This window comes from Actinoalloteichus spitiensis RMV-1378 (assembly GCF_000239155.1).
Classification (GTDB): Bacteria; Actinomycetota; Actinomycetes; order Mycobacteriales; family Pseudonocardiaceae; genus Actinoalloteichus_B; species Actinoalloteichus_B spitiensis.
On sequence record NZ_AGVX02000616.1, the window covers coordinates 1 to 4,403 of the forward strand.

At 69.3% G+C, this 4,403-nt stretch carries 4 protein-coding genes; 2 read left to right on the forward strand and 2 right to left on the reverse strand.

Translation table 11 applies throughout. The features are described from left to right. Positions 1 to 140: 140 nt before the first annotated feature. Entirely contained in the window at positions 141 to 752 is a 612-nt protein-coding gene (locus tag ACTIDRAF_RS33110) for a DUF3558 domain-containing protein (protein WP_157163218.1), read from the reverse strand. 5 nt (positions 753 to 757) lie between these two features. Further along, positions 758 to 1,177, reverse strand: coding sequence for a hypothetical protein (locus tag ACTIDRAF_RS33115; RefSeq protein ID WP_083886596.1), 420 nt, complete (start codon positions 1,175 to 1,177; stop codon positions 758 to 760). A 1,024-nt stretch (positions 1,178 to 2,201) separates the two neighbouring features. Here ACTIDRAF_RS33115 and ACTIDRAF_RS0222745 point away from each other — a divergent pair. Together ACTIDRAF_RS0222745 and ACTIDRAF_RS0222750 are read left to right on the forward strand one after the other, a co-directional pair. Next, a complete protein-coding gene (locus ACTIDRAF_RS0222745) occupies positions 2,202 to 3,377 on the forward strand; it encodes a macrolide family glycosyltransferase (protein ID WP_035275462.1) in 1,176 nt (391 codons plus the stop codon). 468 nt (positions 3,378 to 3,845) lie between these two features. Beyond that, the coding region (locus ACTIDRAF_RS0222750; RefSeq protein WP_016701011.1) for a sigma 54-interacting transcriptional regulator at positions 3,846 to 4,403 on the forward strand (558 nt) is incomplete at its 3' end.

Genomic DNA, 4,403 nt, shown 5'->3' on the forward strand with positions numbered 1-4,403 from the left:
GGGCGGCCGGTTCCCGGCCGCCCCAGAGGGAACGGCGCGGCCGCCGTCCGTCCTCGCCACGGCGCCCGACGATCCCCCCGGCGTGGTGCCCCGCGCGGGTCGCCGCGCGGTGGGTGTTCGAAGCGTGTCCGCGTCGTCGCTCAGCTCGGCTCCCTGGGGAGTTTGGGTTCGACGGCCTCCGCTACCTCCCTGGCCACCTCGCAGGCCTGCTCGGTGTTCTCCGCCCAGGTGACGGAGACCGACGCACTCGAGCGGTGGCCGAGTTCCATCGAGAGCTGGCACGACCTCTCATCCAGGGTGCTCTTCAGGAGGAACGTACGAAGCCCGCCGATCTCGGTGTCGCTCTGCTCGTAGTTGGAGAAGTTCAGCTCGTCCAGCGCGAACTCGGGGTCGAACTGGATCCAGGTGCGCATCTGCGCATCCGTGCTGGACTTGACTCGGCAGGAGTAGAGAACACCCGCGTCGTCGAGTTCGGCTGTGGTGGGGTCGAACCCGAGGTCGGTGAGCTCCGTCGGTGAGAGCACCTCGCAGGGGTCCATCGCCGCCAGCGCGTCAGCGACTGAGCTGTTGCTCAGCCCGTCGGTTAGCGTTTCCGAAGAGGGGGCCCCGTGTGATTCCGCCGTCCGGGTCGTCCCACCGTGGTCGCTGGTGACCGCAGTGAGCCGGCCCGCGTTCTCCTGAGCGCATCCTGCTGCAAGAAGGGCACCTGCCGTGATGAAAAGCAGAGGTTGCCTCCTGTCGTCTGTGCGCAAGATGGTCACCTTTCGAGCTGGTTGAGTGTGGAAGCACTATCCTCGTCGATGCGGGATGTTGTCCTCGCGCTTGTCCGGATCGCCGTTGCGAGGTCCGTCAGGGCTATGATGTAGTCTTGTAAGGCGGTACGAGCTGAATATGTCTCATCGTCGACCGCCGCTCTCCTGTCGTGTTCTGCCATCATCTTGGCTACCGGGCTTGTGCCGAGCGGTACGCGGACGTCCAGTTGTTGAAGTCTGTCCAACCGATCTCTCGCGCGGTCGGCTATGGCATCTACTTTGCGCGCCATGCGTTCGGCGCTTTCCGCGTCTATCGAGACTCTGCCAGCTGTCGCTGCGGCCAAGAACTCGTGCACTTTCCCTTTCATCATGGCCGTTGCGGGTGCTGGAGTTGATTTCTTCGCGTTGTCTGGATCTAGATCCATTGGGACCCCACCCCTCAGGAAGTGCCCGGTAACCAACACGGTAGCGCTGAACCTACTGGGCCGGGCTTGCTTCAGCGTATCCCTCGTCCGTGGGTGAATGATGAGTGCGATGTTCGGCGGAGCGAACTCGGCTTCTCGGCTTGCTCCGCCACCTCGGAATAGCCGGCATACTTCACGGAAGTTCAGGCCTGACCGCCGACAGGCTTCGGTGATCTGTCAACGCCTGCCTGTTCCCGTGTGTGAGTGCGGTCCCCCGGGGCGGATAGTGCGAGTGGACAGGAGTCTGAGTAGGCGACGTGCTGGCGGTGATCGCGCTGCTCCCTCGTGAGAACCGAGATGAGCGGTGAGCTGGTGGCTGCTGGAACAGAGAAGGTGTGCGCAGCAGCGATGGATGCGTGTGAGCTGACTGTCACGCGTACTTGGTGGGGGTGTGACGGGTGCCGGGCGCGGGTGTGTCTGGGCTTCGGAGGGGGCCCTGCGGGTGTGGGGAGAGACATGGTCCGAAAAGGCGTCCCACCCGTCACAACGCCTTCCTTCTGCCCCCTGACCAGGGGATTTCGGTGTGACGGCGGTGTCCCTCGCCCGTCACACCGGGACAGGCGGACCCGTCCCGGTGTGACGGGTGGTGTGACGGGGGTGTGACGGGTCCCCAGGCTCCGGTCAGGCGGTCGACGAGCACCTCCGAGAAGGGGATGGACCCGCCTGCCGCGAGGTGGCGACAGCCGCCCGGGGCGCGTCGGCCCCGGCGGTCGTTGCCCTCAGCGACGCCGTCCCGGCCCACTGCCTTGGGAGGGTGCTCGGTGCCGGCGGTCCGCTCCGGCGGGCGGCTCCGTTATTCGGGTGCGTCGGCGGGAGACGTCGGGGTAGGGTCGCGGGCATGGCATTCCTCCCGATCTACGAGTGACGTCGCCAGGGGCAACGCCCCTGCTCTCCGTGCGCCCGCCCGCAGGCTGCCGCCGTGGGCCTGGTTCGCGCACGGATTCGTCATTCCATTCCTCGTAGACCGGAAATGAGTCGATTCCTCATGTCACGTCGCCGTGCCCACATCGCGATGGTCAGCGTTCCCGCTGTCAGCCACGTCCTGCCGAGCCTGGAGATCATCCGGGAGCTCGTCGCGCGGGGCCACCGGGTCACCTACGCCAACGACCCGGCGGTCTCCCACCTCATCACCCCGACCGGTGCGGAACTCGTTCCCTACCGTTCGGTGCTGCCCGTGGCCGACAACGACTGGCCGGAGGACCCCATCGCCGCGATGGGGCTGTTCCTCGACGAGGGCATCCAGGCCCTGCCGGCGTTGCGCGCCTTCTACGACGCCGACCCGGCGGACGTCTACCTGTACGACATCGGCGCCTACGCGGCGCGGGTCATCGCCGAGACGCAGGGGCGTCCGCTGGTGCAGCTGTCCCCGGCGTTCGTGTCCTGGGACGGTTACGACGAGGAGGTCGCCGCTCCGCTGTGGGGGTTGCCCGGTGCCGACGCCTACCGGGAGCGGTTCGGTCGGTGGCTCGCCGACACCGGGGCCACCACGACCGACATGGACGCCTTCGCGGGGCGGCCGTCGACGTCGCTGGCCCTGATCCCGCGTGCGATGCAACCCAACGCGGACCGGGTCGACACCACGACGGTGACCTTCGTCGGTTCGTGTGCCGGCCCTCGGGCGGATCGGGACACCTGGGTCCGCCCGGAGGGGGCGGAGAAGGTCCTGCTGGTCTCGCTGGGTTCGGCCTACACGCGCCAGCCGGAGTTCTACCGGCAGTGCCTGGCCGCCTACGGGAACCTGCCCGGGTGGCATGTCGTGCTCCAGATCGGGAAGTACGTGGACCCGGCCGAGCTCGGTGCGATCCCGGGGAACGTCGAGGTGCGTTCCTGGGTGCCGCAGTTGTCGATCCTCGAACAGGCTGACGCCTTCGTCACGCACGCCGGGATGGGCAGCAGCGCCGAGGGCCTGTCGGCGGGGGTTCCGATGATCGCTGTCCCGCAGGCCGTGGACCAGTTCATGAACGCGGACCGGCTGGTGGAGTTGGGGGTGGCGCGTCGCGTCGACACCGCCGACGCCACCGCGGAGGTCCTGCGGGACACGCTGTCGGAACTCGTCGCTGATCCGGAGGTGGCGCGTCGTTCGGCGCGGTTGCGGGAGGACGCGCTCCTGGAGGGTGGCACCAGCCGGGCCGCCGATCTGATCGAGGCCGCCCTCGGCTGATCCCGGGTGAGTTCCCGGCCGGCGGAGTGCCCGGGGTCGCCTCGGGTGCTCCGCCGGTGCCTCTGGTGCCGTCCTCTCCGCACCGTGTGGAGGAGACGGCGTCGCGTCGCGGTCCCTCGTTCCTGCCCGGTCCGGTTCCTGCCCGGTTGAAGCCGGGGCGCATCCATGTGTCAACCTCGGTTGACATCGCCCGTGGAAGTCAACTATGGTTGACGGCAGGGGAGGGATGCCGCTCCGGACGCGAGGAGTTCGGAGATCCCGGCGCTGTGGGTCAGCGGCCTCGTGACAGCCCGCGCGGCGTGCCGAGGTCGCTGACCCACGGGAGCGCCGAACCAGGACAGGCGCCGGCCTGCTCCCGGCATGCCCGAGGACGACCGGGCGCCCGCGGGGACCAGGACCTCATCCCCAGCCCGTCGAGCGCGCGACCGCGCGGACTTCGCGCTGCCCGGAAACAGAGGAGAACCACCGATGACCAGCAACCAGACCGTGCGGGAGGCGCTGGCGGTGGCCGTCGCCGCCAACCTGCCCGTGCTGTTGTGGGGTGACCCCGGCACCGGCAAGACCTCCACGGTCCTCGCCCTCGGCGAGCGGCTCGGCCTGCCCGTGGAGGCCGTCGTCGGTTCGATCCGCGAACCCAGCGACTTCGCCGGCCTGCCCGTGGTCCGCGCCGACGGCACCTGGTTCGCGCCGCCCCGGTGGGCCGAACGACTCGCCACCGCGGGGACCGGGCTGCTGTTCCTGGACGAACTCACCACCGCCCCGCCCGCCGTGCAGGCCGCCATGCTGCGCGTGGTCCTGGAACGCACAGTCGGGGACCTCACGCTCCCCACCACCGTCCGGATCGTCGCCGCCGCGAACCCGCCCGGCCTGGCCGCCGACGGCTGGGAGCTCACCGCCCCGCTCGCGAACCGCCTCGTGCACCTGACCTGGGAGGTCAGCGCGGCCGACATCGCCGAGGGCTTCACCCGGGGTTTCGCGGCGGACGACGGGTCCCCACCACCCACGGCCCCCACCCCCGCCCAGGTG